Raw genomic sequence first — 25,420 nt, 5'->3', positions numbered from 1 at the left:
GTTATTCCGCCGCTTCGCCGTAGGCCTCGATAGGTGGGCAGGTGCACACCAGATTGCGATCACCATAGGCATTGTCGACGCGGTTGACGGGCGGCCAGTATTTATCGACCCGGAACGCCCCTTTGGGGTAACACCCCTGTTCGCGCGAATAGGGCCGATCCCAATCGCCCACCAGATCCTCAACCGTGTGGGGGGCGTTTTTCAACGGATTGTTCTGCGCATTGCCGCCCTCTTCCACCGCGCGAATTTCCTCGCGGATGTGCAGCATGGCGTCACAGAACCTGTCCAGCTCGGCCTTGGTTTCGGATTCGGTGGGTTCAACCATCAGCGTGCCTGCCACAGGCCATGACATGGTGGGCGCGTGAAATCCGTTGTCGATCAACCGCTTGGCAATGTCATCCACCGTGACATTGGCCGACTTTTCGAACGGGCGCGTGTCCAGAATGCACTCATGGGCCACCCGCCCTTGGGTGCCGCGATACAGCACGTCAAACGCGCCCTCCAACCGCTTGGCGATGTAATTGGCGTTCAGAATCGCCACTTTCGTCGCCTGGGTCAGACCCGCACCGCCCATAAGCAAACAATAGGCCCAGGAAATCGGCAGAATGGACGCGCTGCCGTAGGGCGCGCCGCTGACCGGCGCGTCGGTTCCCAGTTCCGGATGCCCCGGCAGGAAAGGTGCCAGATGCGCCTTTACCCCGATCGGGCCCATGCCGGGGCCGCCGCCCCCATGGGGGATGCAAAAGGTTTTGTGCAGGTTCAGGTGCGACACGTCGCTGCCGATTTCGCCGGGCTTTGACAGGCCAACCATGGCGTTCAGGTTGGCACCGTCCAGATACACCTGCCCCCCGTATTGATGGGTGATCTCGCACACCTCTTTCACCGTTTCCTCAAACACGCCATGGGTGCTGGGATAGGTGATCATGCAGGCGGCCAAAGTGTCGCCCGCTGCCTCGGCCTTGGCGCGGAAATCGGCAACATCGATATCGCCGCGTTCGGTGCATTTCACCACCACCACCTTCATGCCGCACATTTGCGCGCTGGCCGGGTTGGTGCCGTGGGCATTCATCGGAATCAGACACACCTTGCGGTCGGTATCGCCATTGGCGCGGTGATAGGCGGCAATGGTCAACAATCCCGCATATTCGCCCTGCGCGCCGCTGTTGGGTTGCAGCGACATGGCATCATAGCCGGTGATCTGGCACAATTTCGCGCTCAGATCGGTCAGCATTTCGGTGTATCCGTCCACCTGATCGACGGGGGCAAAGGGATGGATCAGGCTGAATTCGGGCCAGGTGATCGGCATCATTTCAACCGCCGCGTTCAGTTTCATCGTGCACGACCCCAGCGGAATCATCGCCCGATCCAGCGCCAGATCACGATCCGAAAGGCGGCGCATATAGCGCATCATCTCGGTTTCGGCCCGGTTCATGTGAAACACCGGATGGGTCAGATATTCCGATGTGCGCAGCAATGCATCGGGAATGCGGTATTCCTGGCTCAGATCGTCGCGCTGACCGTGAATGCCGAATGCTTCGTACAAACGCTCAACCGTTTCGGGACGGGTGGTTTCATCCAGGGTGATTCCCAGTTTCGTATCGCCCACAACCCGCAGGTTGATTTTCTGACGCCGCGCCTCATCCAGGATCGCGCCGCGCAGGGGCCCGCATTCCACGGTGATTGTATCGAAAAACTGGCGCGGCATTACCTTGTACCCTTGCGCCTCGAACACTTTGGCCACGCGCACTGCCTTGCGATGAATCCGCTGTGCAATGGCCTTCAGCCCCTCAGGCCCATGGAACACCGCGTAAAACGATGCCATCACCGCCAGCAGCGCCTGCGCGGTACAAACGTTCGATGTCGCCTTTTCACGGCGAATATGCTGTTCGCGGGTCTGCAGCGCTAGACGATACGCCTTGTTGCCGCGCGAATCGATGGACACCCCGACGATACGCCCGGGCATCGACCGCTTCAGCGCATCCTTGCACGCCATATAGGCGGCGTGCGGCCCGCCATACCCCATCGGCACGCCAAACCGCTGGGTGCTGCCCACGGCAATATCGGCGCCCATGGCACCGGGCTCTTTCAACAGGGTCAGCGCCAAAGGATCGGCAATCACGATTCCGAGCGCACCATTGTCATGCAGGCCCGCGATGATATCGGTGAAATCCATCAGATACCCGTGGGTGCCGGGATATTGAAAGACTGCGCCAAACACCGTGGTCGGGTCCAGATCGACCGGATCGCCAACGACGATTTCAATGTCCAACGGTTCGGCCCGGGTGCGGATCACGGCGATGTTTTGCGGATGGCATTCCTGATCGACAAAAAATGTCTTTGATTTCGATTTGCTCGCACGCAGCGCCATGGTCATGGCTTCGGCGGCGGCGGTGGCTTCGTCCAGCAGGCTGGCATTGGCCACGTCAAGACCGGTCAGATCGCTGATCATGGTCTGGTAATTCAACAGCGCCTCAAGCCGCCCCTGACTGATTTCCGGCTGATAGGGGGTATAGGCGGTGTACCATGCCGGGTTTTCCAGGATGTTCCGCTGAATCGCGGGGGGCGTGACCGTTCCGTGATACCCCTGCCCGATCATGCTGGAAAACACCTGGTTCTTCTTGGCGACCTGATTCATGTACCACAGCAATTCCCGTTCGGATTTTGCTTTGCCAAACTCCAGCGGGTCGGCCTGCCGGATGCTTTTGGGCACTGTTTCATCAATCAGAGCATCCAGACTGTCGACCCCAAGCAGGGCCAGCATATCGGCCATTTCCGCCGGTGAGGGGCCGATATGGCGACGGTTGGCAAAATCATAAGGCAGGTAATCAGTAGGAATAAAGGTCATGATCATCTCCGAAGCTTAAAAAAGGCCCCGCTGCGCGCGGCCTGGCCTCCGGCGGGGATATTTTAAGCAAGAAAAAATCCAAGGCATGCTGCTTTTTCTTGCTTAAAATATCCCCGCCGGAGGCTCTTAACCTTTTGGCGCGGCGCCTACACCAAGCTTAACCGATAAATTTCAGATAGGCGTCTTCGTCCAGCATCTCATCCAGCACCGACATATCCTCAAGCTTCATCTTGAAGAACCAGCCGTTGCCGGTGGCATCTTCGTTGACCAGCGCGGGGTTGTCGATCAGGGCGTCGTTCACTTCGACGATTTCGCCGTCAACCGGGGCCATGATGTCGGATGCGGCCTTGACCGATTCGATCACGACGACTTCTTCGTCCTTGACCACGGTGCGCCCTTCTTCGGGCAGTTCGACAAACACCAGATCGCCCAGTTGTTCGGCCGCATGTTCGGTGATGCCGACCACGACCAGGTCATCTTCGACGCGCAACCATTCATGTTCTTCGGTAAATTTCATCATGGGGGGAGTCCTCAATATTTTTGTCTTAGCGTTTGAATGTGGCGGGGCGGAACGGCAGGGTCACGACCCGGGCGGGGGCACGTTTGCCGCGCAATTCGGCAAACAGAACGGTATCAGGCGCGGCATAGTCCGGCGGGACATAGGCCATCGACATTGGCGCCGCAATACTGGGCCCGAATGCCCCCGATGTGACCCGGCCAATCGGATCGCCGCCCGCATCGGTGGCGAACAATTCGGTGCCTTCGCGCATCGGCGCACGGCCTTCGGGGCGCAGCCCGATCCGGGTGCGCGGCGCGCCATTGTCCAGCTGATCCAGAATCACGTCGGCGCCGGGAAACCCGCCTGCCCGCTCACCGCCGGTGCGGCGCACCTTTTGAATGGCCCAGCCCAGCGCCGCCTCAACCGGTGTGGTGGTGGCATCAATGTCATGGCCATACAGGCACAACCCCGCCTCAAGGCGCAGGGAATCGCGCGCCCCCAAACCGATGGGCGCGACATCATCATGGGCCAACAGGGCGCGGGCCAAATCCTCGGCGTGTTGATTGGGCACCGATATTTCAAACCCGTCTTCGCCGGTATAGCCCGAGCGTGACACAATCAGCGGCCCGTATTCTGATTCAACGCCGATCACATCCATGAACCGCATCGCCGCCACATCAGGCACCAGGGCTGACACAACCGTTTCGGCCTTTGGCCCCTGCAACGCCAAAAGCGCACGATCCGACAGTTCGGTGATCGTGCAGGTATCTCCCAGATGGGCGCGCATATGGGCGATGTCGCCCACCTTGCACCCGGCATTGACCACCACGAACAAATGATCGCCCCGGTTGGCAATCATCATATCATCCAGAATGCCGCCCGCATCATTGGTAAACAGGCCATAGCGCTGACGCCCTTCGGCGACGCCGATCACATTCACCGGAACAATCGCTTCCAGCGCGCGCGCCGCGTCTTCCAGATTGCCAGATTTCGGATACACCGCCACCTGCCCCATATGCGACACATCAAACAGACCCGCCGCCGCGCGACAGTGCAAATGCTCTTTCATGACGCCCATGGGATATTGCACCGGCATCGAATACCCGGCAAAGGGCACCATCCTGGCGCCCAGATCAACGTGCAAATCGTGCAAAACCGTTTGCTTCAACTCTTCCGTCACACTGCATCCCCCCCTATGGCGCACGGCGCCGATCATGGCATCGCTCCGGCGCGTCATCGCCTTTTTCATCCCGCCAGAGTGGCCTGTTTCGTCGTCCTTATCAACCGGGTCAAAGCATTTCACGCGCCATTCATGGGCGACATTTATGCGCAGCAAAAACCGGCACGCCGCGGGGGTGGGCGGCGCTGGCGGGGTTGACTATACACACCGATTGACGATTTGAAACACAGACGTGCGTCAGGCGGAAAACGGAAAGGCAAAACAGATGCGTGATCCTTTGTTCTTTGGCTATGGGTCGTTGGTCAACTGCGCCACTCACACCTATCCCGATCTGCGCCCGGCCACATTGCCGGGATGGCGCCGGGTGTGGCGGCAAACCGCGGTGCAGGATGCCGCGTTCCTGACGGCGGTGCCAACCGAGGGGGGCATCATCGACGGGGCGATTGCCCGGGTGCCCAATGCCGATTGGGCGGCGCTGGATGCGCGCGAAATGCACTATGATCGCGCCAGTGCCGAAATCGCAGGCGATTCTGTCGCCGTTTACACCATCGCACAAGATAAACACCCGCTGCCCGCCCGGACACAGCCGATATACCTCAGCTATCTGGATGTGGTGGTACAGGGGTTTGCCCGCCATTTTGGCCCCGACGGCGTGGCACGGTTTTTTGACACCACAGACGGCTGGAACGCGCCGATCCTTGATGACCGCGCCGCGCCTCTTTATCCGCGCCATCAGATTCTGAGTGCGCAAGACCGTGCCTTGGTTGACCGGTATCTGGCGCGCGTCGCCTAACGGCGCATATGCAGCAGCGCCATCAGGCGCGATTGCCGCTGAAACGGATAGCGCGGCGCAGGTCGCTCGGAATGTGAACGTGCCATCACCCGGCGCGCCAGCCAGATTGCCAGCAGGCCAAACACGACCCCGCCGCCCGCCTGTCCGATCAACACGCCCGGCGCGCCAAACATCCACCCACCCCACAGGGCCAGCGGGATTGTGCCCAATGTGTGCCGCCCCCAATTGACCCATGTGGAATAAAACGGATGGCCCAAGTTGTTGAACGCCGCGTTGCCCACAAAGATCACACCGTTGAACCAGAACGCCAGGGCCAGTGGGCCACAGAACAAATACACCAGATCGCGTGTCAGCCCCGTGGCCCCGAACAGCGCAGCAATCGGCGCGCGCAGCGCAAAAAGCAGCGTCGCCATCACCACACAGAAAAGCCCGACAAAAATCAGCGCATCGCGAAATGCCACCTTGACCCGGTCGTGTTGACCGGCGCCGAAATTCTGCCCGATGATCGGCCCCACCGCCCCCGACAGGGCAAACACAACACCAAAGGCCACCGGCGTCATCCGCGCCACGATGGCCATGCCCGCCACCGCCTCTTCGCCGTATTGCGCCATGGCGCGGGTGACAAAGCCCTGCCCGATCGGCGTGGCCATCTGGGTCAGGATTGCTGGGGCCGCAATCGCCGCGACGGGCCGCAAATCGGGCATCAACGCGCGGAGCGAGGGGCGGTCAAACCCGCCATAATAGCGGATGATCGGCAACAGCGCGGTGATCGCAATCGTCACCCGCGCCACGACTGACGCAAGGGCCGCGCCGGTCAGTTCCAGATCAAGCCCAAAGATCAGGATCGGGTCAAGCACCGCATTGACCACTCCGCCATATATGGTGGCCATCATCGCGCGCCGCGCCGCGCCATGGGCGCGCAAAATCGCGCCCCCCACCATGCCCAGCATCGCAAACGGCATCGAAGGCACGACAATCTGTAAATACCCCACGGCCAAGTCCAGGGTTTCATCGCTCGCGCCCAGCAACCCTGCGAGAAAGGCCAGATTCAGCCAGACAAGCGCCGCGAAAATCACCCCAAACGCCACGCCCAGGATCAGGGTGTTGGTGGCCCTGGCCCGCGCCAACCGCACGTCACCCGCACCCAGTGCCCGCGACACCAAGGCCCCCGCAGAAATCGCCATGCCAATGCCAAAGGAGGTGGTGAAAAACAGGATCGCCCCGGCATATCCCACCGCCGCGGCCAATTCGGCCTTGCCCAGCATCGAGATGAAAATCATATCGACGAAATCAACCAGGAAAACAGCGGTCAGCCCCACCGACGCGGTCAGGGACATGACCGTAATATGACGAAACAGATTGCCTGTCAGAAATTTTGCCGGTTGCGCCATTGCTGCCCCCTAAAGGTTGACAGTGCCGTCAATCACCACCGTCGTATGACCACCAATCAGGATATCCGCGCCCCGGCGGCGCACGCTGATCCGGCCCAAACGGCCCAATTTGGTGCCTTGGGCAAAGATAAATCCATCGCCCAGACGGCCCTGATGGTCCAACCACTTGGCCACTGCCGAACACAGGGAACCCGTCACCGGATCCTCGCTCATCCCGCTTGAGGGGGAAATATTGCGCACCTCATAGGCGCAATCGCCGCTGCTGTGGGCGCCCATCACGGCGACGGCCACATGTTCGGGCCAACGCACCAGCGTTTCATCCACGGCCAATGCGGCCTCGGCGCTGGACAGTTCCAGAACCTGCCACACTGGCCCATTATCCAGGATCGCGGCGCGCAAAATATCACCGCGGGCCAGCTTCAGCGCCGTTGCCAAACCATCGCGCTGTGCCCGTGGCATATCGCTGATTGCCGTTGGCGGCGCGACAAAGGCGGGGGTTGGCCCGGTCTGGTCAATTTCGACCAACCCGATCTGACATTCTTGCATCACCCGGCCCGGCGTTTTCGGCGCGCCACCCGTATGCAGCCAGGCGGCACAACTGCCCAGGGTCGGATGCCCGGCAAACGGCATTTCGCGCCCCGGCGTAAAAATCCGCACCCGGTAATCGGCAGCAGGATCGGTGGGTGGCAGGATAAATGTGGTTTCGGCCAGGTTGGTCCACGCGGCAAAGTGTTGCATTTGCTGATCACTCAGCCCGTCAGCGTCAACAATGACAGCCAATCCATTGCCGCGCGTCGCCTGATCGGAAAACACATCGGCCTGAATGAACCGCCGTTTCATGCCTGTGGTTTTGTCTGCAACAGCGGCATCAGTTCGGCCATTTCGGGGCCATGGCTGCGCCCGGTAACCGCATGGCGCAGGGGCATGAACAATCCACGCCCCTTGCGCCCGGTTGCCTCTTTCACCGCTGAAGTCCAGGTGGCCCAGGCATCGGGGCCATAGGGCGGCTCTGGCAACAGGCCAAACGCCTCGGTGATGAATGCGGCGTCTTCCTCGGCCACGGTTGCGCTGGCGCCATCGCGCATCAATGACCACCAATCGGCCATTTCGCCGCGCGTGGCGATGTTGCCCTTTACCACCTCCCAAAACTGCGGCGCAATGTCACCGGGCACGCCCAGCGCGGCAATGTCATCGGCCATTTTATCGAACGGCATCGCCGCCAATGCGCGCGCGGTCAGCGGTTTTAGATCGTCGGCATCGAATTTCGTGGGGGCCGAGCCGAAATTGGAAATATCGAACCCGTCGATCAATTCATCCAGCGACAGGTGCATTTCCACCGGTTGCGACGACCCAAGCCGCGCCATCAGCGACAAAAGCGCCATGGGCTCTACCCCCGCCGCCCGCAAATCGCGCAGGGCCAAGGTGCCAAGGCGTTTTGACAGCGCTTCGCCTTGGGGGCCGGTCAACAGGGAATGGTGGGCAAATTCCGGGTGGCCATGGCCCAGCGCCGCCATGATCTGAATTTGCGTGGCGGTGTTGGTCACATGGTCAGAGCCGCGCACCACATGGGTCACACCCATATCGGTATCATCGACGACCGAGGCGAGGGTATACAAAACCTGGCCATCGCCCCGGATCAAAACCGGGTCACTGACGCTGGCCGCATCAATCGAAATGTCGCCCAATACGCCGTCGGTCCAATTGATCCGCTCTTGATCCAGCTTGAATCGCCAATGGGGGCTGCGCTCGGCGCGCAGCGCCGCCTTCTCATCTTCCGACAGGGCCAGCGCGGCGCGGTCATAGACCGGCGGTTTGCCCATGTTCAGTTGTTTCTTGCGCTTCAGGTCCAACTCAACCGGGGTTTCAAACCCCTCATAAAACCGCCCCTTGTCGCGTAAGCTGTCGGCGGCCGCCATGTAGCGGTCTAACCGGTCGCTTTGCCGTTCAACCCTGTCCCAGGTCAGGCCCAGCCATTCCAGATCTTCCTGAATGGCGTCGGCATATTCCTGTTTGCTGCGCTCGGGGTCAGTGTCATCCAGACGCAGGATGAACGTGCCGCCCGCCTTGCGCGCGATCATGTAATTCATCAGCGCGGTGCGCAGGTTGCCGATGTGGATATATCCGGTGGGCGATGGGGCAAAACGGGTGGTGGTCATTGGGCTCTCCTGGTTGGGGGTTCCATTCCACAGCCGGGCGGGATTGTCCAGAAATCTGACCGATCCGCCCCTTGCACCCGCTTGCCCAGCGCCCATGTGCAACGGATGGATATGCACAGCCTGATTGCCCCCGATATAAATGATTTCGCAACATTGGCCGAAGCGGCGCGCGCCGCCCTGCCCGCTGATCTGCGCGACCGGTCGCGCGATGTCGTGCTGCGGATTGAGGATTTCGCACCCGATTCCATGCTGCGCGCGATGGATATCGACGATCCGTTTTCATTGACCGGGCTTTACGATGGCATCCCGCTGACCGAAAAATCCTTTTTGGATCAGCCCCATGGCCCCGATGTGATCTGGCTGTTTCGCCGCCCGATTCTGGATGAATGGGTGGCGCGGGGCAATATCAGCTTGGGAGAAATCGTGACCCATGTTCTAATCCATGAAATGGCCCATCATTTCGGCTGGAGCGATGGCGACATCGCCCAGATCGACCGCTGGTGGGAATGATCGCAGGGGGCACAATCGCGTGTGTACGCTCGACGACAGGCACCTTTGGCCTAACTGTTCGAAATCATTTTCATTATGTGGAGACAATCAATGCGCTTTCCTTCTCCTTCGCTGACCCGTCGCAGTGCCCTTTTGGGGGCCGCCGCCCTGCCCGCTGCTGCGGCTTTACCGGGGCTTGTGCGCGCCGCAGGCCACAGCGCAGCCGCGCCCGCACCGGTGCACCACGCGTTTTCCATTGGCGATTTCAATGTCTCAACTTTGTTGGCGGGCACCCGCACGGTGGAGGATCCCCAAGGCACCTTTGGCATGAACGTCAGCGCCGAAGAATTTGGCGAAGTCTCGCGCGCCAATTTCATTCCGACGGATGCGTCACAGTTTTTCTTTACCCCAACGGTGGTAAATACCGGCGGCGAAGTTGTGCTGTTTGATACCGGGCTGAACGCCGCAGGCATCACCGCCGCCCTGTCCGCTGCGGGTTATGCGCCCGACGATATCACCGTCGTGGTCATCACCCATATGCACGGCGATCACATTGGTGGGTTGATCGAGGGTGACACGCCCACATTCCCCAACGCGCGCTATGTCACCGGACAGGTGGAATATGACCATTGGTCAAATGCCGATAATGACGGTTTCAAAGCCAAGGTCGCGCCATTGGCCGACAAGATGACATTCATCGCAGATGGCGACGCGCCGGTGTCGGGCATCACCGCAATCGCCGCCTTTGGCCACACACCAGGGCATATGACCTATCACCTTGAATCGGGTGAGGAGCGGTTGCTGCTTATGGCCGACACGGCCAACCATTATGTATGGTCGCTGGCCCACCCCGAATGGGAGGTGCGGTTTGACATGGATAAATCCGCCGCGGCGCAAAGCCGAAAAAAGATATTGGGCATGGTGGCGGCCGAGCGGATTCCGCTGGTTGGCTATCACATGCCGTTTCCCGGTGTCGGCTATGTCGATACCCGTGGTGAGGGCGGATTTGCCTATGTACCGCTGTCCTATCAGATGATGCTGAAAGGCTAAGCCATATGCGCCACGATGGTTCACCCCATCGCGGCGCACATCACGTAGGGTCGCGCCAGCGGTTCACGATGGGATAGCGGCGATCCAGCCAAAAGGATCGTTTGGTCAATCGCGCGCCCGGCGCCGCCTGAAACCTCTTGTATTCCGAGATGTAAATCAGGTGTTCCACCTTTTTCACCACATCGCGGTCATACCCCATGGCGACCACATCGCCCACCGATGCATCCTGATCGATCAACTGTTCCAGGATCGCATCCAACACGTCATAGGGCGGCAATGAATCATCGTCGCGCTGATCGGCGCGCAATTCGGCACTGGGCGGTTTGTCGATGATCCGGGGTGGAATCACCTCGCCGCTTGGCCCCATCATCCAATCGCGGTGGTTGGCGTTGCGCCAGCGGCAGGTTTCAAACACCCGGGTTTTGTACAGCTCTTTGATCGGGTTATACCCCCCCGCCATATCGCCATAGATGGTGGAATAGCCCACCGCCACCTCAGATTTATTGCCTGTGGTCAAAAGCATTTCGCCAAACTTGTTTGACAGCGCCATCAACAGCAAACCGCGCAGGCGCGATTGGATGTTTTCTTCGGTCAGGTCGGGTTTTGTCCCCTCAAACAGCGGCGCAAGGGTGTCGGTGATCGCACCGCGCGCCGCGCCAATCGGCACAAAATCATAGCGCACGCCCAACGCCTGTGCGCAGGCCTTTGCATCGTCCAATGATGCCTGCGAAGTGTATTCCGAGGGCAACATCACACAGCGCACATTTTCCGGGCCTAACGCATCAACCGCGATTGTCGCCACGATCGCGGAATCAATCCCCCCCGACATGCCCAACAACACCTTCTTGAACCCGCTTTTGCCCATATAATCGCGCAAGGCGGTGACCATGACGCGGTAATCCTGCTCCCACGCGTCGGGGATATGCGCCTTTGGGCCGTCATCAATGCGCCAGCCTTCGGCGGTGTTTTGCAGGGTGATATGGGTGATCTCTTCTTCAAACAGCGGCATCTGAAACGCCAATTCGCCACCGGGGTTCAACCCGAAGGATCCGCCATCAAACACCTGATCATCCTGCCCGCCGATCATGTTCAGATAAATCAACGGCAGTCCGGTTTCCACCACCCGCGCCACCATCTGATTGAACCGCGTGTCCAATTTGCCCCGGTAATAGGGGGAGCCATTGGGCACCAATAAAAACTCGGCGCCGGTTTCTTCCAAGGTTTCGGCCACTTCGGGGTGCCAGGCATCTTCGCAAATCGGCGATCCGATCCGCACATCGCCCACGGAATACGGCCCCCCCAATGGCCCGGCGTCAAACACCCGCACCTCATCAAACACGGTTTCATTGGGCAGATCGTGTTTCAGCACCCGGTGCACCACCTTTCCGCCGCGACAGATATGATAGGCGTTGAACAGCCCCGTCCCTTCAACCCACGGCCCACCGATTGCCAGGGCCGGGCCATCGGCACATTCCACCGCCAGGGTTTCGATCATCGCCATCGCCGCCTGATGAAACGCCGGTTTCATCACCAAATCCTGTGCGTCATATCCGGTGATGAACATTTCCGGCAGCGCCACCAGATCGGTGCCCGCCGCGCGCCCTTCTGCCCAAGCCCGGCGCGCCAGATCGGCGTTGCCGGCAATATCGCCCACGGTCGGGTTCATTTGGGCCAAAGTGATGCGAAATGTCTGTGCCATGGGGCGCCTTTCCTGTTCTCTGTGTTCAATTAGCAGATGACGCCGGAATGGAAAGGCCGCGCCAACCCTTGCCGCCCCGGCCAAAAACCGTTGCGGCACGGGCGGGCGGGGGTTAGGTTAATTTCAAAAGTTGGATCAAGGAAACCGCCCAACCGGCGGAGTGGGAGCCTTACGTGTATCAGATCAAACGTGGCCTCGGGCCGATAAAACGTGCGTTGTTCGGTGGGGTGGCGGCACTTGCCCTGTGTACAGCGCCCATGGCGATGGCCCAGACCGGCGATGTCATTACCAAACAATATGATGATGGCGGTGTCTACGAAGGCACGTTCAAGGATGGCCGCCAGCACGGCACCGGCACCTATAAACTGCCCAATGGTTATGAATATACCGGCGATTGGGTCGAGGGTGAAATCCTCGGCCAGGGCACGGCGCGGTTTCCCAACGGTTCGGTCTATGAGGGCGCATTTGCCAAAGGCAAACCCGAGGGCGTGGGCAAAATCACCTTTGCCGATGGCGGCACCTATGAAGGCGAATGGGTGGATGGCAAGATCGAAGGATCGGGCGTTGCCGCCTATGCCAACGGCGTGCGCTATGAAGGCGGATTTCAGAACGCGCTGCACCATGGATTGGGCCGGATGGAAACGCCCAATGGCTATATCTATGATGGCAATTGGGAAAACGGCGCCAAACAGGGGCGCGGCACGATCACCTATCCCGATGGCGCCACCTATGAGGGCGATATGGTGGATGGCGCGCGCGCTGGCACCGGCACCCTGACCATGCCTGACGGTCTGACCTATGTGGGCCAATGGGAGAACGGTGAAATCAACGGCACCGGGATTTTAACCCAGCCCAATGGCGATGTCTACGACGGCACATTGATGGCGGGCGAACGCAGCGGCGAAGGCACCGTGACCTATGCCAATGGTGATTCCTATGTCGGATCGTTCGTGGGCGACCGGCGCGAAGGCAAAGGCGTGTTCACCAACACCGAAGGGTATCGGTACGAAGGCGATTGGGTTGCCGGACGGATCGAGGGGCAAGGCACAGTCACCTATCCCGATGGATCGGTCTATGTGGGCGAGTTTCGCGATGATCTGGCCGATGGAACGGGCAAGATTACATACCCCGATGGCAACACCTATGATGGTGCATGGTCCGGCGGCGTGATCAACGGCGAAGGTGTGGCCACCTATGCCAGCGGTGTGGTGTACGAAGGCGGGTTTCAGGATGCCAAGAACCACGGCCAAGGCACCGTCACCTATCCCGATGGATATACCTATACCGGTGCGTGGCAAAACGGCCAGCGTCACGGCGAGGGCAAAGCCACCTATGCCGATGGCACAGTGTATGAGGGTGAGTTTGTCGAGGGCGCACGCCACGGCCAAGGCACCATCACCATGCCCGATGGGTTTACCTATACCGGCGGCTGGCAGAATGGCGAAATTCACGGCACCGGCACAGCCACCTATTCCAACGGCGATGTCTATGAGGGCGATTTCGTCGAAGGAAAGCGCCAGGGCCAAGGCACGATCAAATACGCCAATGGCGAAGAAGCATCTGGCACCTGGACAAGCGGTGCTTTGACCTCAACCAATTAAGGGGGCCGCGCTACGCGCGGTTTGGCCTGCGGCCTTGGATATTTAGAGCAAGAAAAAGCAGGGGTCGGCGCTAAACAGGCTGGCCTTTAACAGATGTGTTGATGATCGCGACCATCAAAAGGGCGAACGACCACTTCGGGCCAATTTTGATCTTGATCCAACACGCGGCGACAAGGGATCAATGAACATGGGTTTGACTGACTGCGGGAGGTTCACCTGTTCGAGAGGAGTGTGAATGAACACCAATCCGGCCACCGGACAATGTCTTTGTGGGGCAGTAAAATTCCGCATATCAGGAGATTTCGAGAGCTTTTTCCTGTGTCACTGCGGCCGCTGCCGCAAGGATAGCGGCTCGGCCCATTCGGCAAATCTGTTTTCTTCCACTGCCAAGATCACCTGGGTGTCAGGCGAAGAAAACACCAGGACGTTCCAGTTATCCGGGTCACGCCATGTGAAGAGTTTTTGCTTAGACTGCGGGTCCGTGCTGCCAGTTTTCCAGCCGGAGATCGGTTTGCTCGTGGTGCCGGCAGGGTCACTCGACAGCCAGATCGACATGCGACCCGACGCACATATCTGTTGTTCCAGTCGCGCGAAATGGGACAAAGACCTGGCCTCCATCAAAGAGATCAACGGGCTTCCCGGCTGAACGGCAAGCCGCTGATGCATCTGTGACAACAGTCAGACGACAAGGGCGTGAATGTCGGCTTCGTCCCGCACAGCAAACATCCGGGATGATGAAACCGCCCTCGCAGGTTTCAGCGAGGGCGCTGGCCTGCTGAGAACCATGTTGCGTTCGGGATCATACGTGGTCTTTCAGCACATCCGCCAAGAGGCTTGCTTAAATCGGCCGACCTTTGTCCATTCTATCAAGGAATGCGGCGGCTTCGGTTAAAACGGTTTTGCGACGGGGTTCGCCCATCCGATCCCAGGTGCGATACATCTGCGCCATGCGGGGATTTTTGGCGAACCTTTCTCGGTGACGGATCAGAAAATCCCAATACAGCAGGTTGAACGGGCACGCGCCCTGCCCTGTTTTCTTTCTCACATCATAGGCGCAGGATTTGCAGTAATCCGACATTTTCGCAATGTAATTGCCCGATGACACATAGGGTTTGCTGCCGACGATTCCGCCATCGGCAAATTGGCTCATCCCGATGACATTGGGCGCCTCGACCCATTCATAGGCATCGGCATAAACCGCCAGATACCATTCATGCACTTGATAGGGGTCGATCCCGGCCAGCAGGGCGAAATTGCCTGTGACCATGAGGCGTTGAATGTGATGGGCGTAAGCCTCGGTTTTGGTTTGCTCGACCGATTTGGACAGGCACAGCATATCGGTTTTTGCGCCCCAATAGAGACCGGGCAAATCGCGGGTGTGGTTCAGCACGTTGCGCCGGGTATAGTCCGGCCCTTCGAGAAAATAGATCCCGCGCATGTATTCCCGCCAGCCGATGATCTGGCGGATAAACCCTTCGACCGCGTTGATCGGGGCGTGGCCATCGCGCCAGGCCTGTTGCGCGGCATCGCAGATTTCCTGCCAACTCAGCAGCCCGGCGTTGAGATACATGGAAATCACCGCGTGATAGAGGAAGGCGTTATCGCGCAGCATCGCATCCTGAAAATCGCCAAAACGCGGCAGGGCGTAGGTGATGAAGTGGGTCAGGGCGCGGCGGGCCTGTGTGGTGTCGGTGGCAAACCAGAACGGTTCAAGATCGCCAAAATTGTCGGGAAATTTATCGCCCACCAAGCGCAAAACCTGCTGCACCACGTCATCAGGGGTAAATTGCATCGGCCCGGAAAACGCGATGTCTTTCGGGGCCGGTTTGCGGTTGTCGTGATCGAAGTTCCACTGCCCACCTGCGGGGGAGTCGCCCTCCATCAACAGGCCGGTCTTGCGGCGCATGTCGCGATAGAAATACTCCATCCGCAACTGTTTGCGCGCCTCGGCCCAAGTTTCAAATTCGGAATGGGAGGCCAGAAATCTGTCATCCTGTAATTGCGTGATCTTCAGCGGGCAATCATTTAGCGCGCCAATCAAACGCCATTCGCCCGGCTCTGTCGCCAGCACCTCTTGCGCGCCATGCTGTTCGGCGCGGCGTAACAGTTCGCCGGGGATGGATTGGGTGTTGTCGGGATCATCCAGCGTGGAATAGGCCACCTGCCACCCTTCATCGCGTAAGCGGGCGGCGAATTTGCGCATGGCAGCAAACAAAAACGCGATTTTCTTGGGGTGGTGGGCGACATAACTGGCCTCATCCCACACTTCGGCCATGACGATTGTATCGGATTTATCGGCCTGTTTCAGGGCGGCGATATCAGGGCTGAGCTGATCGCCCAGGATCAGGATCAGGCGCTTTACCAAGGGATTTCGCGCCCCGCATAATCGTAAAACCCGCCGGTTTGTGCCGGGGTTAGGCCCGCGATCACATCCAACAGGTTTTGCGCCGCCTGATCCGGCGTTACCTTGTCATGGTCGGGGTAATGGGCAGTAAAATCCGTGGCCACGGTGCCGGGATGCAGACAGACGGCAACCGCCTGTTTGTGACTGCGCGCCAGTTCAATCGCCCCGCCATGGATCAACTGATTCACCCCCGCCTTGGCCGCGCGATAGCTGTGCCAACCGCCAAGCCCATTGTCGCCAATGCTGCCCACCCGCGCCGACAGCACGGCAAACACCGACCGTGCGCGCCGGGGCAAAAGGCGCAGACTGTGTTTCAAAATCAACGCCGGGCCGATGGCGTTTACCGCATATTGGTCGGCCAGACCGGAAACAGACAGTGATTTCAATGACTTTTCAGGTTGATGCCCGTTTATCACCAAGGCGCCCGTTGCCACAAAGATCAAATCAAACGGCCCGCTTAGCGCGTCCAGATGGTGCGCGATGCTGGCCTCAGAGGTGACATCCAATCCGTCCTGCGACCGCGAAAGGGACGTGACCGCGACGCCGCGTGTTTTCAGTTCGTTGACGATGGCTGCGCCGATTCCGCCGCTGGCCCCAATGACAAGTGCTTTTTCCATATCTGGCGAATTAGGCGGAATGCCCCCGCCGTCAAGCCGCGCGCCCGCTTTGATAAATCGCGCTGTCATGGCGTTTTCCGATTTGACGCCGGGAAATCAGTGATTATAGTGACGCCCATGGAAAACCGCGCTCATATCCCGACCCTGCCCGCTTTTGCGGCCAATGGTTTGCGCGGTTTGCTGCTTCTTAGCTGCCTCTGAGCGTGCCTTCGGCGCGACCGCTCAGGGGTGGAATAGCGCCGGGATAACGAAGCACTCCAAGGATAATTATACCATGACCGACCAACCCAAACGCGACCGCGTTGTGATTTTTGACACCACGTTGCGCGACGGCGAACAAAGCCCCGGCGCCACGATGAGCCATGCTGAAAAGCTGGAAATCGCCGAATTGCTGGATGATATGGGCGTTGATATCATCGAAGCCGGCTTTCCCATTGCATCAGATGGCGATTTCAACGCCGTGTCGGAAATTGCCAAACGCAGCAAACAATCGGTGATTTGCGGCCTTGCGCGGGCCAATTTCAAAGATATCGACCGCTGTTGGGAGGCGGTGAAACACGCCGCGCAACCGCGCATTCACACGTTTATCGGCACCTCGCCCCTGCACCGGGCGATACCGAATCTCGACATGGATCAGATGGCCGAGCGGATTCACGATACTGTCACACATGCCCGCAACCTGTGCGATAATGTGCAATGGTCGCCGATGGATGCCACGCGCACCGAGTGGGACTATCTCAAGCGCACGGTCGAAATCGCAATCAAGGCCGGGGCGACCACGATCAACATTCCCGACACCGTGGGCTATACCGCGCCGGTTGAATCTGCCGATCTGATCCGGCGCTTGATTGCCGACGTTCCCGGCGCTGACGAGGTGATTTTTGCCACCCACTGTCACAATGATCTGGGCATGGCGACCGCCAATTCGCTGGCCGCCGTGGCCGGGGGGGCGCGGCAAATTGAATGCACGATCAATGGCTTGGGCGAACGCGCCGGCAACACCGCACTGGAAGAAGTGGTGATGGCGCTGAAGGTGCGCAGCGATATCATGCCCTATGAAACACGGATCGACACCACGAAAATCATGCATATTTCCCGGCGTGTTGCGACTGTTTCCGGTTTTCCGGTGCAATTCAACAAAGCCATCGTCGGCAAGAATGCCTTTGCCCATGAATCCGGGATTCATCAAGACGGCATGCTGAAAAACGCCGAAACGTTTGAAATCATGCGCCCGTCGGACGTGGGTTTGAAAGAAACAAATCTGGTGATGGGCAAACATTCGGGGCGTGCGGCGCTGCGGGCAAAGCTGAAGGAACTGGGGTTCGATCTGGCCGATAACCAGTTGAACGATGTGTTTGTACGGTTCAAATCTCTGGCTGACCGGAAAAAAGAGGTGTTCGAAGAGGATCTGGAAGCGTTGATGCGCGATCAGTCCAAAGGCGACGGCGAACGGATCAAGGTGAAATTCCTGCGGGTGATTTGTGGCACCGAGGCCCCGCAATCGGCCGATCTGACCCTCACGGTTGATGGCGAAGATCATCAGGTTACAGCCACGGGCGACGGGCCGGTTGACGCCACCTTCAAGGCGATCAAACAGATCGTCGGCCATGAGGCGCGGTTGCAACTGTATCAGGTACATGCCGTCACCGAAGGCACCGATGCCCAGGCCACCGTCACCGTGCGGATGGAGGAAAACGGCCTGATCGTGACCGGAGAATCCGCCGATACCGACACCGTGGTGGCCAGCGCAAAAGCCTATGTCGCGGCGCTGAACCGGTTGCTGATGCGGCGCGAAATGGCTGGACCCGACGCAGATGTCAAAGCGATCAGTTACAAGGACGTGGTCTAAAACCCGGCATGGGGCGGCACAAAACTGCCGCCCCATGCTGTGTTCCGCACCCGGGTTCATTTGTTATCCACCTGCGGTTTCGGCGCCAGGATGGCATTGTTTCGCCCCGACAACAGATAATTTACCACAGCGCAAAATTATACAAATCCAACAATTGGCGGCAGAATGTCTGCGGAATTTCCCGCCAACTATACCTTATCCAACAATCGTGCTAAAAAACCGATCCCTGCATGGCAGCTTTGCGCCGAAAACAGGTGCGGCGGCCCTTTCGCGTCGTTCTATGCCTGCTTATAAGCCACACGGTCTGGGGCGGTGAGAGTCGCAGACCCTATAAGAAGCTGGGGGCTTAGATGGGAAGTTTGCAAGGACTGTTTTCGTCCGACATGGCCATTGATCTGGGAACCGCGAACACGCTGGTTTATATCAAGGGCAAGGGCATCGTACTGAATGAACCTTCAGTCGTGGCCTATCATATCAAGGACGGGCGCAAACAGGTATTGGCCGTGGGCGAAGATGCCAAGCTGATGTTGGGCCGCACACCGGGCAGCATTCAGGCGATCCGCCCGATGCGCGAAGGCGTGATTGCCGATTTCGACGTGGCCGAAGAAATGATCAAACATTTCATTCGCAAAGTTCACCGTCGCACGACATTCTCAAAGCCCAAGATCATCGTCTGTGTTCCCCATGGCGCCACCCCGGTGGAAAAACGCGCGATTCGCCAATCGGTTCTGTCGGCGGGCGCGCGGCGGGCGGGCCTGATTGCCGAACCGATTGCCGCCGCGATTGGTGCGGGCATGCCGATTACCGATCCGACCGGCAACATGGTTGTCGACATCGGCGGCGGTACGACCGAAGTTGCGGTGCTGTCCCTGGGTGATATCGTGTATGCGCGGTCCGTGCGCGTGGGCGGTGACCGGATGGATGAGGCGATCATCAGCTATCTGCGCCGCCAGCATAATTTGTTGATCGGTGAGGCAACAGCCGAGCGGATCAAGACCACCATCGGCACATCGCGGATGCCCGACGATGGGCGCGGCGCGGCCTTGCAAATTCGCGGTCGTGATCTGTTGAATGGCGTGCCGAAAGAAACCGAGATCAATCAGGCGCAGGTGGCCGAAGCCCTGTCAGAGCCGGTGCAGCAGATTTGCGAGGCGGTGATGACCGCGCTTGAGGCGACACCGCCCGATCTGGCCGCCGATATTGTGGATCGGGGCGTGATGTTGACCGGAGGTGGGGCGCTGTTGGGCGATCTTGATCTGGCGTTGCGCGAACAAACCGGGTTGGCCGTTTCCGTGGCCGATGAATCGCTGAATTGCGTGGCTCTGGGCACCGGCAAGGCGTTGGAATACGAAAAACAACTGGCCCATGTGATCGATTACGACAGTTAAGCGTAAAGGGTTCGAATGGCGCAAGATCGGCCCAACGGTGACAGTTATACCCGCCCCGTCCGCCGCATTCTGGTGGGTGGGATGGTGCTGCTGTGCCTGGCGATATTCCTGTTCTGGCGCATCGACAGCCCCCGCGCCGAACGGTTTCGCGCACAGATCATCGACACGGTCGTGCCATCCTTTGACTGGGCGTTGGTGCCGGTCACCAAAGTGGCCAACATGGTTCGGGATTTCCAAAGTTACACCCGCATTTACGAGCAAAACCAAGAGCTTCGTCGGGAATTGCAGCAGATGAAAGCCTGGAAAGAGGCGGCGCTGCAACTTGAACAGGAAAACGCCAAGCTGTTGGATCTGAACAAGGTGCGGCTTGATCCATCGCTTACATTCATCACCGGCGTGGTGTTGGCGGATTCGGGGTCACCGTTTCGCCAATCCGTGTTGCTGAACGTCGGCGCGCGGGATGGTATCCAGAACGGCTGGGCCACCACTGACGGGCTGGGCCTTGTGGGGCGGGTTTCGGGTGTGGGCGACACCAGCGCGCGGGTGATCCTGTTGAATGACACCAACAGCCGGATTCCCGTCACCATTCAACCCTCGGGCCAACGCAGCATTCTGGCCGGCGACAACACCGCGCTGCCGCCTCTTGATTTCCTTGAGGCCGCCGAGGCGGTGCGCCCGGGCGACCGTGTGATCAGCAGCGGCGATGGCGGCGTGTTTCCGGCCGGATTGTTGGTGGGTCAGGTGGTGTTGGGCACCGACAAACAGTTGCGCGTGCGTCTGGCCGCCGATTATGAACGTCTGGAGTTTTTGCGCGTGCTGCGCAGCCATCCGGGCGAACGCATCACCGACCCCGGCTCATTGGTTGCGCCAACGCGCCCGCCCCTGCCCCCCGAGGACAGCAATGGTTGATCCGGTTTCGCGCCGCCAATGGGCGTTTCGCGCCCTGTTCGTTGCTCTTGCTGCGGCGGTGGTGTTTTTACAAATTCTGCCGTTTCGCATTGACGGCGATCATTGGCCCGGCCCCGATATATTGACCCTGCTGGCCTTTGCCTGGGTGATGCGGCGGCCCGATTATGTGCCGCCCGTTTTGGTTTTGGCGGTAATGCTGTTCACCGATGTGTTATTCATGCGCCCCCTTGGGTTATGGGCCGCCATCGTGTTAATTGGGTTAGAGTTTCTGCGCGCGCGGCAACAGTTTTCGCGCGATCTGCCGTTTTTGGTGGAATGGATAATGGTGGCAATCGTGATAGCGATGATGACGCTCACAAATACGTTGGTTTTGGCGATATTTCTGGTGGAACAGCCGGTTCTGACGTTAATCACTCTACAGATGATCATTTCAATTCTGTCTTATCCTGTGGTCGTGGCGGTATCGCGCTATGTGATTGGCGTGCGCAAAATGGCCCCGGCCGAGGCAGGCGCATTGGGCTATCGGATATGAGACGTTCACCAAAAGACACCGAAGCCAGCAGCCGGAAAATCACCCGGCGCGGGCTGGTTGTGGGCGGATTGCAGGCGGGCATGCTGGGCGCTTTGGGCTGGCGCATGCGCCAGATGCAGGTTGAACAGGCCGATGAATTTCGCCTGTTGGCCGAAGAAAACCGGATCAACATGCGCCTGATTGCCCCGGCGCGCGGGCTGATCGCCGATCGCAACGGCATTCCTGTCGCCGAGAACACTCAGAACTATCGGATCGTGATCGTGCGCGAAGATGCGGGCGATGTGGATATGGTGATCGACCGGTTGCGCCAGCTGATTTATCTGGACCCCGAAGAGTTGGAGCGCAGCCTGCGCGAAATCAAGCGCCGCTCGCCCTTTGTGCCGGTCACCCTGACCGACCAGCGGTCATGGGAGGATATCGCCACCGTTGCCGTCAACGCGCCAGCCCTGCCGGGAATCATCCCCGATGTGGGGCTGACGCGCTATTATCCACTGGGCGCGGATTTCGCCCATGTGGTTGGCTATGTCGGGCCGGTGTCGGATTACGATCTAAACCGGATCGAAGATGATGATCCGCTGTTGCAGATCCCGAAATTCCAGATCGGCAAAACCGGTGTGGAAAACAAATTCGAACGCCCCCTGCGTGGCAAGGCCGGCAGCAAACGGATTGAGGTAAACGCCGCAGGCCGGGTGATGCGCGAATTGGGCCGGGATGCGGGCATTGCCGGGTCTGATCTGCAACTGACGGTCGATACTGCGCTGCAAAACTTTACCGAGGCGCGCCTGTCGCTGATCAACAGTGCCGCTGCCGTGGTGATGGATACCCGCAATGGCGATCTGTTGGCCGTGGGCAGCACCCCGACGTTTGATCCAAACGCCTTTGTGCGCGGCATTTCGGTGCAGGATTACGCAGAACTGACCGAAAACAAATACCGCCCCTTGGCCAACAAGGCGGTACAGGGCGCCTATCCCCCCGGTTCAACCTTCAAGATGCTGGTCACACTTGCCGGATTGGACAGTGGCGAAATCGGGCCCGAAGACACATTTTATTGCCCCGGATACCATGAATTGGGCAACCGACGGTTTCATTGCTGGAAACGCGGCGGCCACGGCTATGTGAACCTTGAAAAGAGCCTGCAGCAATCTTGCGATGTGTATTATTACGAATTGGCGCAAAAGGTCGGGATTGATAAAATCGCCGAGGTGGCGCGCAAATTCGGCATGGGCGAACGGTTTGACATTCCCATGTCGGCTGTCACCGCCGGCATCATGCCCGACAAGGCCTGGAAATCCGAACGCTACAGCCAGGATTGGCGCGTGGGCGATTCCCTGAATGCCTCGATCGGTCAGGGGTATGTTTTGTCGTCCCCTTTGCAATTGGCGGTGATGACCGCGCGGCTGGCCAGTGGCACAGGCATCATGCCGCGATTGGTCAAATCGATTGATGGCGTGGAAACCCCGATAGAGGGCGCGGAATCGCTGGGGTTTAATGAAAATCACATGCGTCTGGTGCGTAAGGGGATGTATGCGGTCAGCAACACCCGGCGCGGCACGGCCTATTCTTCGCGCATTGCCGATGATCAACTGCGCATGGCAGGCAAAACCGGCACCAGTCAGGTGCGCAATATCACCGTGGCCGAGCGCGCGCGCGGTGTAACCAGCAACGCCGATCTGCCGTGGGAGCGGCGCGATCACGCGCTGTTTGTGGCCTATGCGCCCTATGACAACCCGGCGATTTCGGTGTCGGTGGTGGTGGAACATGGCGGTGGCGGGTCATCTGTGGCGGCACCGGTGGCGCGGGATATCATGCTGTTTGCGTTGCACGGCAAAATGCCGCCGCTGGAATCCTATCCCTCAAACCAACGGGCCGGCATCCGCGAATTGCAACGCAGCCTGCCGGTGCACGATGTGGTGCGCCCCGTCCGCAGTGACCGGGCCTGACAGATGAGTTATCTTGAATATCACGTCAAAACCGTGCCCACGGGATTGTCGAAAATCCTGCGGCTGAACTGGCCGCTGATCCTGTTGCTGATCACGGTCGCCAGTGTCGGGTTTGTGATGCTGTATTCCGTGGCAGGCGGGTCACTGACCCCTTGGGCCGAACCCCAGATCGAACGTTTTGCCGTCGGGCTGGCGGCAATGTTCATTGTGGCGATGGTGCCGATCTGGTTCTGGCGCAATATGGCCGGTCTGGCCTTTGGGGTGTCGATCCTGTTGTTGATCGGCGTTGAATTCTTTGGCGAAACCCGGATGGGCGCGCAACGCTGGATCGATCTGGGATTCATGCGGTTGCAGCCTTCGGAACTGACAAAAATCACCCTGGTGATGATGTTGGCGGCTTATTACGATTGGTTGGATATTCGCAAAACCTCGCATCCCCTATGGGTGGCGATCCCGGTCGTGATGATCCTGATCCCCACATTGCTGGTGCTGCGCCAACCCGATCTGGGCACCGCGCTGTTGTTGGTGGCGGGGGGCGGCGCGATCATGTTTATCGCCGGGGTCAGTTGGTGGTATTTCGGGGTGGTCGCGGCGATGCTGGGCAGTTTGATCACCGCCGTGTTCATGTCACGCGGCACCGATTGGCAAATGTTGAAAGATTATCAATACCGCCGGATCGACACGTTTCTTGACCCGTCAACCGACCCACTTGGCGCCGGATATCACATCACCCAAGCCAAAATCGCCCTTGGGTCGGGCGGTTGGACCGGGCGTGGTTTCATGCAAGGCACGCAATCGCGTTTGAATTTTTTGCCGGAAAAACACACCGATTTCATCTTCACCACTCTGGCCGAGGAATTTGGATTTATTGGCGCGTTTTCACTGTTGGGTCTGTACGGGCTGATCATTCTGTTCTGCTTTAGCTCGGCTTTTGCCAACAAGGATCGGTTCGGATCGTTGCTGACCCTTGGGGTTGGCGTTACATTCTTTTTGTTTTTCGCCGTCAACATGTCGATGGTGATGGGTCTGGCCCCCGTTGTCGGGGTGCCTTTGCCCCTGGTCAGTTATGGAGGATCTGCAATGCTGGTTTTGATGGTGGCCTTTGGCCTGACACAATCCGCCCATGTTCACAGGCCGCGCAGCCGATGATCAACGTCTTGTTTTCCGCCCTGCCCGCCCGTTGGCCCGATTATGCCGAACCGTTGCGCGCGGCCTTTGCCGCCCACGGGATCGACGCGAACCTATCGTGCGATCATCCGCCCGAAGAGGTGGATTATATCGTGTTCGCCCCCAACGGCCCGATCACTGATTTCACCCCCTTCACCCGCTGCAAGGCGGTGCTGGGCCTGTGGGCCGGGGTGGAAACCGTGGTCGATAATGAAACCCTGACCCAACCTTTGGCGCGGATGGTCGACAGCGGCCTGCGCGATGGCATGGTGCAATGGGTGGCTGGCCATGTTTTGCGCCACCATCTTGGATTGGATATTGATATTCTGGGCCAGGACGGCACCTGGACGGTTCGCACCCCACCTTTGGCGCGGGATCGTCGGGTGGGTATTCTGGGCCTTGGCGCGCTTGGCACGGCCTGTGGACAGGCATTGGCGGGACTGGACTTTCCCGTGATGGGATGGAGCCGCCGACCAAAGAAGATTGAAAATATCACCTGTTATTCGGGCGAGGCGGGCCTGCGCAAAACATTGGAAAACAGTGATATTCTGGTTCTGCTTTTGCCGCAAACGCCAGAAACCGAGAACACGCTGAACGCTGACACATTGGCGCTGATGCCGCGCGGTGCCGTGGTTATCAACCCCGGCCGCGGCCCGTTGATTGATGATGACGCCCTGCTTGAGGCGCTGGAGTCGGGGCAGATCGGACATGCGACATTGGATGTGTTCCGCATTGAACCCCTGCCCGAGGATCATCCGTTCTGGGCGCATCCAAACGTGACCGTCACGCCCCACATTGCCAGCGCGACACGCCCGGAAACCGCCAGCACGTTGATTGCCGAAAACATTCAGCGGGTCGAGAACGGCCAATCGCTTCTTAATCAGGTGGATCGCGCTGCGGGGTACTAAGGC

Annotated in this window: 21 protein-coding genes; 12 read left to right on the top strand and 9 right to left on the bottom strand. The window is 59.2% G+C overall.

The annotated features are described in order from the left end of the window. Position 1 precedes the first annotated feature (1 nt). From gcvP to gcvT, 3 genes are all read right to left on the bottom strand, one after another. A complete protein-coding gene (gcvP, locus tag C8265_RS12060) occupies positions 2-2,845 on the bottom strand; it encodes an aminomethyl-transferring glycine dehydrogenase (protein ID WP_108484265.1) in 2,844 nt (947 codons plus the stop codon). 157 nt (positions 2,846-3,002) lie between these two features. Continuing rightward, positions 3,003-3,362 carry a glycine cleavage system protein GcvH gene (gene gcvH / locus C8265_RS12055; RefSeq protein WP_108484361.1) on the bottom strand — a complete coding sequence of 120 codons (360 nt, stop codon included), beginning with the start codon at positions 3,360-3,362 and terminating at the stop codon, positions 3,003-3,005. A 28-nt stretch (positions 3,363-3,390) separates the two neighbouring features. Next, the gene (gcvT, locus tag C8265_RS12050; protein WP_108484264.1) at positions 3,391-4,560 is read right to left on the bottom strand and encodes a glycine cleavage system aminomethyltransferase GcvT; all 1,170 of its coding nucleotides are present in this window, start codon (positions 4,558-4,560) and stop codon (positions 3,391-3,393) included. 229 nt (positions 4,561-4,789) lie between these two features. Here gcvT and C8265_RS12040 point away from each other — a divergent pair, with 229 nt between their 5' ends. Continuing rightward, positions 4,790-5,317 carry a gamma-glutamylcyclotransferase family protein gene (locus tag C8265_RS12040; protein WP_108484360.1) on the top strand — a complete coding sequence of 176 codons (528 nt, stop codon included), beginning with the start codon at positions 4,790-4,792 and terminating at the stop codon, positions 5,315-5,317. Here C8265_RS12040 and C8265_RS12035 read toward each other — a convergent pair. The 3 genes from C8265_RS12035 to gltX are packed head-to-tail and all read right to left on the bottom strand — an operon-like array spanning position 5,314 to position 8,864. Further along, positions 5,314-6,708: an MATE family efflux transporter gene (locus C8265_RS12035; protein ID WP_108484262.1), complete on the bottom strand. Its 1,395-nt coding sequence runs from the start codon at positions 6,706-6,708 to the stop codon at positions 5,314-5,316. The two genes, C8265_RS12040 and C8265_RS12035, sit on opposite strands and share 4 nt — an antisense overlap. A gap of 9 nt (positions 6,709-6,717) precedes the next feature. Further along, on the bottom strand, positions 6,718-7,548 hold the full coding sequence (locus C8265_RS12030; RefSeq protein ID WP_108484261.1) for a PhzF family phenazine biosynthesis protein: 831 nt from the start codon (positions 7,546-7,548) through the stop codon (positions 6,718-6,720). Next, positions 7,545-8,864 (bottom strand): glutamate--tRNA ligase, encoded by a 1,320-nt coding sequence (gene gltX / locus C8265_RS12025; protein WP_108484359.1) that lies wholly within the window; start codon positions 8,862-8,864, stop codon positions 7,545-7,547. Before gltX ends, C8265_RS12030 begins: the two co-directional genes overlap by 4 nt. Positions 8,865-8,975: 111 nt before the next feature. Between gltX and C8265_RS12020 the strand changes: the two genes are divergently transcribed. Together C8265_RS12020 and C8265_RS12015 are read left to right on the top strand one after the other, a co-directional pair. Then, on the top strand, positions 8,976-9,374 hold the full coding sequence (locus C8265_RS12020) for a metallopeptidase family protein (protein WP_108484358.1): 399 nt from the start codon (positions 8,976-8,978) through the stop codon (positions 9,372-9,374). Between the two features lie 90 nt (positions 9,375-9,464). After that, positions 9,465-10,403, top strand: coding sequence for an MBL fold metallo-hydrolase (locus C8265_RS12015; protein WP_108484260.1), 939 nt, complete (start codon positions 9,465-9,467; stop codon positions 10,401-10,403). A gap of 40 nt (positions 10,404-10,443) precedes the next feature. Here the strand turns inward: C8265_RS12015 and C8265_RS12010 are convergent, their stop codons facing one another. Further along, the gene (locus tag C8265_RS12010) at positions 10,444-12,102 is read right to left on the bottom strand and encodes an NAD+ synthase (RefSeq protein ID WP_108484357.1); all 1,659 of its coding nucleotides are present in this window, start codon (positions 12,100-12,102) and stop codon (positions 10,444-10,446) included. Positions 12,103-12,359: 257 nt separating this feature from the next. Between C8265_RS12010 and C8265_RS12005 the strand changes: the two genes are divergently transcribed. Continuing rightward, positions 12,360-13,703 (top strand): MORN repeat-containing protein, encoded by a 1,344-nt coding sequence (locus tag C8265_RS12005; RefSeq protein ID WP_108484356.1) that lies wholly within the window; start codon positions 12,360-12,362, stop codon positions 13,701-13,703. A 235-nt stretch (positions 13,704-13,938) separates the two neighbouring features. After that, the gene (locus C8265_RS12000) at positions 13,939-14,349 is read left to right on the top strand and encodes a GFA family protein (RefSeq protein WP_108484259.1); all 411 of its coding nucleotides are present in this window, start codon (positions 13,939-13,941) and stop codon (positions 14,347-14,349) included. 192 nt (positions 14,350-14,541) lie between these two features. Here the strand turns inward: C8265_RS12000 and C8265_RS11995 are convergent, their stop codons facing one another. Then, on the bottom strand, positions 14,542-16,068 hold the full coding sequence (locus C8265_RS11995) for a cryptochrome/photolyase family protein (RefSeq protein ID WP_108484258.1): 1,527 nt from the start codon (positions 16,066-16,068) through the stop codon (positions 14,542-14,544). Then, entirely contained in the window at positions 16,062-16,724 is a 663-nt protein-coding gene (locus C8265_RS11990) for an SDR family NAD(P)-dependent oxidoreductase (protein WP_108484355.1), read from the bottom strand. The genes C8265_RS11995 and C8265_RS11990 overlap by 7 nt, the downstream gene beginning before the upstream one ends. Before the next feature lie 274 nt (positions 16,725-16,998). On the opposite strand from C8265_RS11990, the gene C8265_RS11985 reads away from it, so the two are divergent. The 7 genes from C8265_RS11985 (at position 16,999) to C8265_RS11955 (ending at position 25,417) form a co-directional block, all read left to right on the top strand. Continuing rightward, positions 16,999-18,573, top strand: a complete 1,575-nt coding sequence (locus tag C8265_RS11985; protein ID WP_108484257.1) for a 2-isopropylmalate synthase — start codon at positions 16,999-17,001, stop codon at positions 18,571-18,573. A gap of 350 nt (positions 18,574-18,923) precedes the next feature. Next, positions 18,924-19,961 carry a rod shape-determining protein gene (locus tag C8265_RS11980; protein WP_108484256.1) on the top strand — a complete coding sequence of 346 codons (1,038 nt, stop codon included), beginning with the start codon at positions 18,924-18,926 and terminating at the stop codon, positions 19,959-19,961. Between the two features lie 15 nt (positions 19,962-19,976). Continuing rightward, positions 19,977-20,870 (top strand): rod shape-determining protein MreC, encoded by an 894-nt coding sequence (gene mreC / locus C8265_RS11975; RefSeq protein ID WP_108484255.1) that lies wholly within the window; start codon positions 19,977-19,979, stop codon positions 20,868-20,870. Beyond that, entirely contained in the window at positions 20,863-21,402 is a 540-nt protein-coding gene (locus C8265_RS11970) for a rod shape-determining protein MreD (RefSeq protein ID WP_108484254.1), read from the top strand. The genes mreC and C8265_RS11970 overlap by 8 nt, the downstream gene beginning before the upstream one ends. After that, complete coding sequence (gene mrdA, locus C8265_RS11965; protein ID WP_108484253.1) at positions 21,399-23,342, top strand: penicillin-binding protein 2; 1,944 nt, start codon at positions 21,399-21,401, stop codon at positions 23,340-23,342. Before C8265_RS11970 ends, mrdA begins: the two co-directional genes overlap by 4 nt. A gap of 3 nt (positions 23,343-23,345) precedes the next feature. Next, complete coding sequence (rodA, locus tag C8265_RS11960; protein ID WP_108484252.1) at positions 23,346-24,491, top strand: rod shape-determining protein RodA; 1,146 nt, start codon at positions 23,346-23,348, stop codon at positions 24,489-24,491. After that, complete coding sequence (locus tag C8265_RS11955) at positions 24,488-25,417, top strand: 2-hydroxyacid dehydrogenase (RefSeq protein WP_108484251.1); 930 nt, start codon at positions 24,488-24,490, stop codon at positions 25,415-25,417. Before rodA ends, C8265_RS11955 begins: the two co-directional genes overlap by 4 nt. Positions 25,418-25,420 lie beyond the last annotated feature (3 nt).

It is taken from the genome of Oceaniglobus ichthyenteri (assembly GCF_003057885.1).
Lineage (GTDB): Bacteria > Pseudomonadota > Alphaproteobacteria > Rhodobacterales > Rhodobacteraceae > Oceaniglobus > Oceaniglobus ichthyenteri.
This window is presented reverse-complemented; position numbering and strand designations above follow the sequence as displayed.

Excerpts from the sequence above, each read along its gene's own strand:
- C8265_RS11990 (WP_108484355.1), bottom strand. The coding sequence starts at position 16,724 with ATGGAAAAAGCACTTGTCATTGGGGCCAGCGGCGGAATCGGCGCAGCC.
- C8265_RS12020 (WP_108484358.1), top strand. The coding sequence starts at position 8,976 with ATGCACAGCCTGATTGCCCCCGATATAAATGATTTCGCAACATTGGCC.
- mrdA (WP_108484253.1), top strand. The coding sequence starts at position 21,399 with ATGAGACGTTCACCAAAAGACACCGAAGCCAGCAGCCGGAAAATCACC.
- C8265_RS12010 (WP_108484357.1), bottom strand. The coding sequence starts at position 12,102 with ATGGCACAGACATTTCGCATCACTTTGGCCCAAATGAACCCGACCGTG.
- gcvT (WP_108484264.1), bottom strand. The coding sequence starts at position 4,560 with ATGATCGGCGCCGTGCGCCATAGGGGGGGATGCAGTGTGACGGAAGAG.
- C8265_RS12015 (WP_108484260.1), top strand. The coding sequence starts at position 9,465 with ATGCGCTTTCCTTCTCCTTCGCTGACCCGTCGCAGTGCCCTTTTGGGG.
- C8265_RS11985 (WP_108484257.1), top strand. The coding sequence starts at position 16,999 with ATGACCGACCAACCCAAACGCGACCGCGTTGTGATTTTTGACACCACG.
- C8265_RS11980 (WP_108484256.1), top strand. The coding sequence starts at position 18,924 with ATGGGAAGTTTGCAAGGACTGTTTTCGTCCGACATGGCCATTGATCTG.
- C8265_RS12030 (WP_108484261.1), bottom strand. The coding sequence starts at position 7,548 with ATGAAACGGCGGTTCATTCAGGCCGATGTGTTTTCCGATCAGGCGACG.
- rodA (WP_108484252.1), top strand. The coding sequence starts at position 23,346 with ATGAGTTATCTTGAATATCACGTCAAAACCGTGCCCACGGGATTGTCG.
- C8265_RS12035 (WP_108484262.1), bottom strand. The coding sequence starts at position 6,708 with ATGGCGCAACCGGCAAAATTTCTGACAGGCAATCTGTTTCGTCATATT.
- C8265_RS12000 (WP_108484259.1), top strand. The coding sequence starts at position 13,939 with ATGAACACCAATCCGGCCACCGGACAATGTCTTTGTGGGGCAGTAAAA.
- gcvH (WP_108484361.1), bottom strand. The coding sequence starts at position 3,362 with ATGAAATTTACCGAAGAACATGAATGGTTGCGCGTCGAAGATGACCTG.
- C8265_RS12040 (WP_108484360.1), top strand. The coding sequence starts at position 4,790 with ATGCGTGATCCTTTGTTCTTTGGCTATGGGTCGTTGGTCAACTGCGCC.
- C8265_RS11955 (WP_108484251.1), top strand. The coding sequence starts at position 24,488 with ATGATCAACGTCTTGTTTTCCGCCCTGCCCGCCCGTTGGCCCGATTAT.
- C8265_RS11970 (WP_108484254.1), top strand. The coding sequence starts at position 20,863 with ATGGTTGATCCGGTTTCGCGCCGCCAATGGGCGTTTCGCGCCCTGTTC.
- gltX (WP_108484359.1), bottom strand. The coding sequence starts at position 8,864 with ATGACCACCACCCGTTTTGCCCCATCGCCCACCGGATATATCCACATC.
- C8265_RS12005 (WP_108484356.1), top strand. The coding sequence starts at position 12,360 with ATGGCGATGGCCCAGACCGGCGATGTCATTACCAAACAATATGATGAT.
- gcvP (WP_108484265.1), bottom strand. The coding sequence starts at position 2,845 with ATGACCTTTATTCCTACTGATTACCTGCCTTATGATTTTGCCAACCGT.
- mreC (WP_108484255.1), top strand. The coding sequence starts at position 19,977 with ATGGCGCAAGATCGGCCCAACGGTGACAGTTATACCCGCCCCGTCCGC.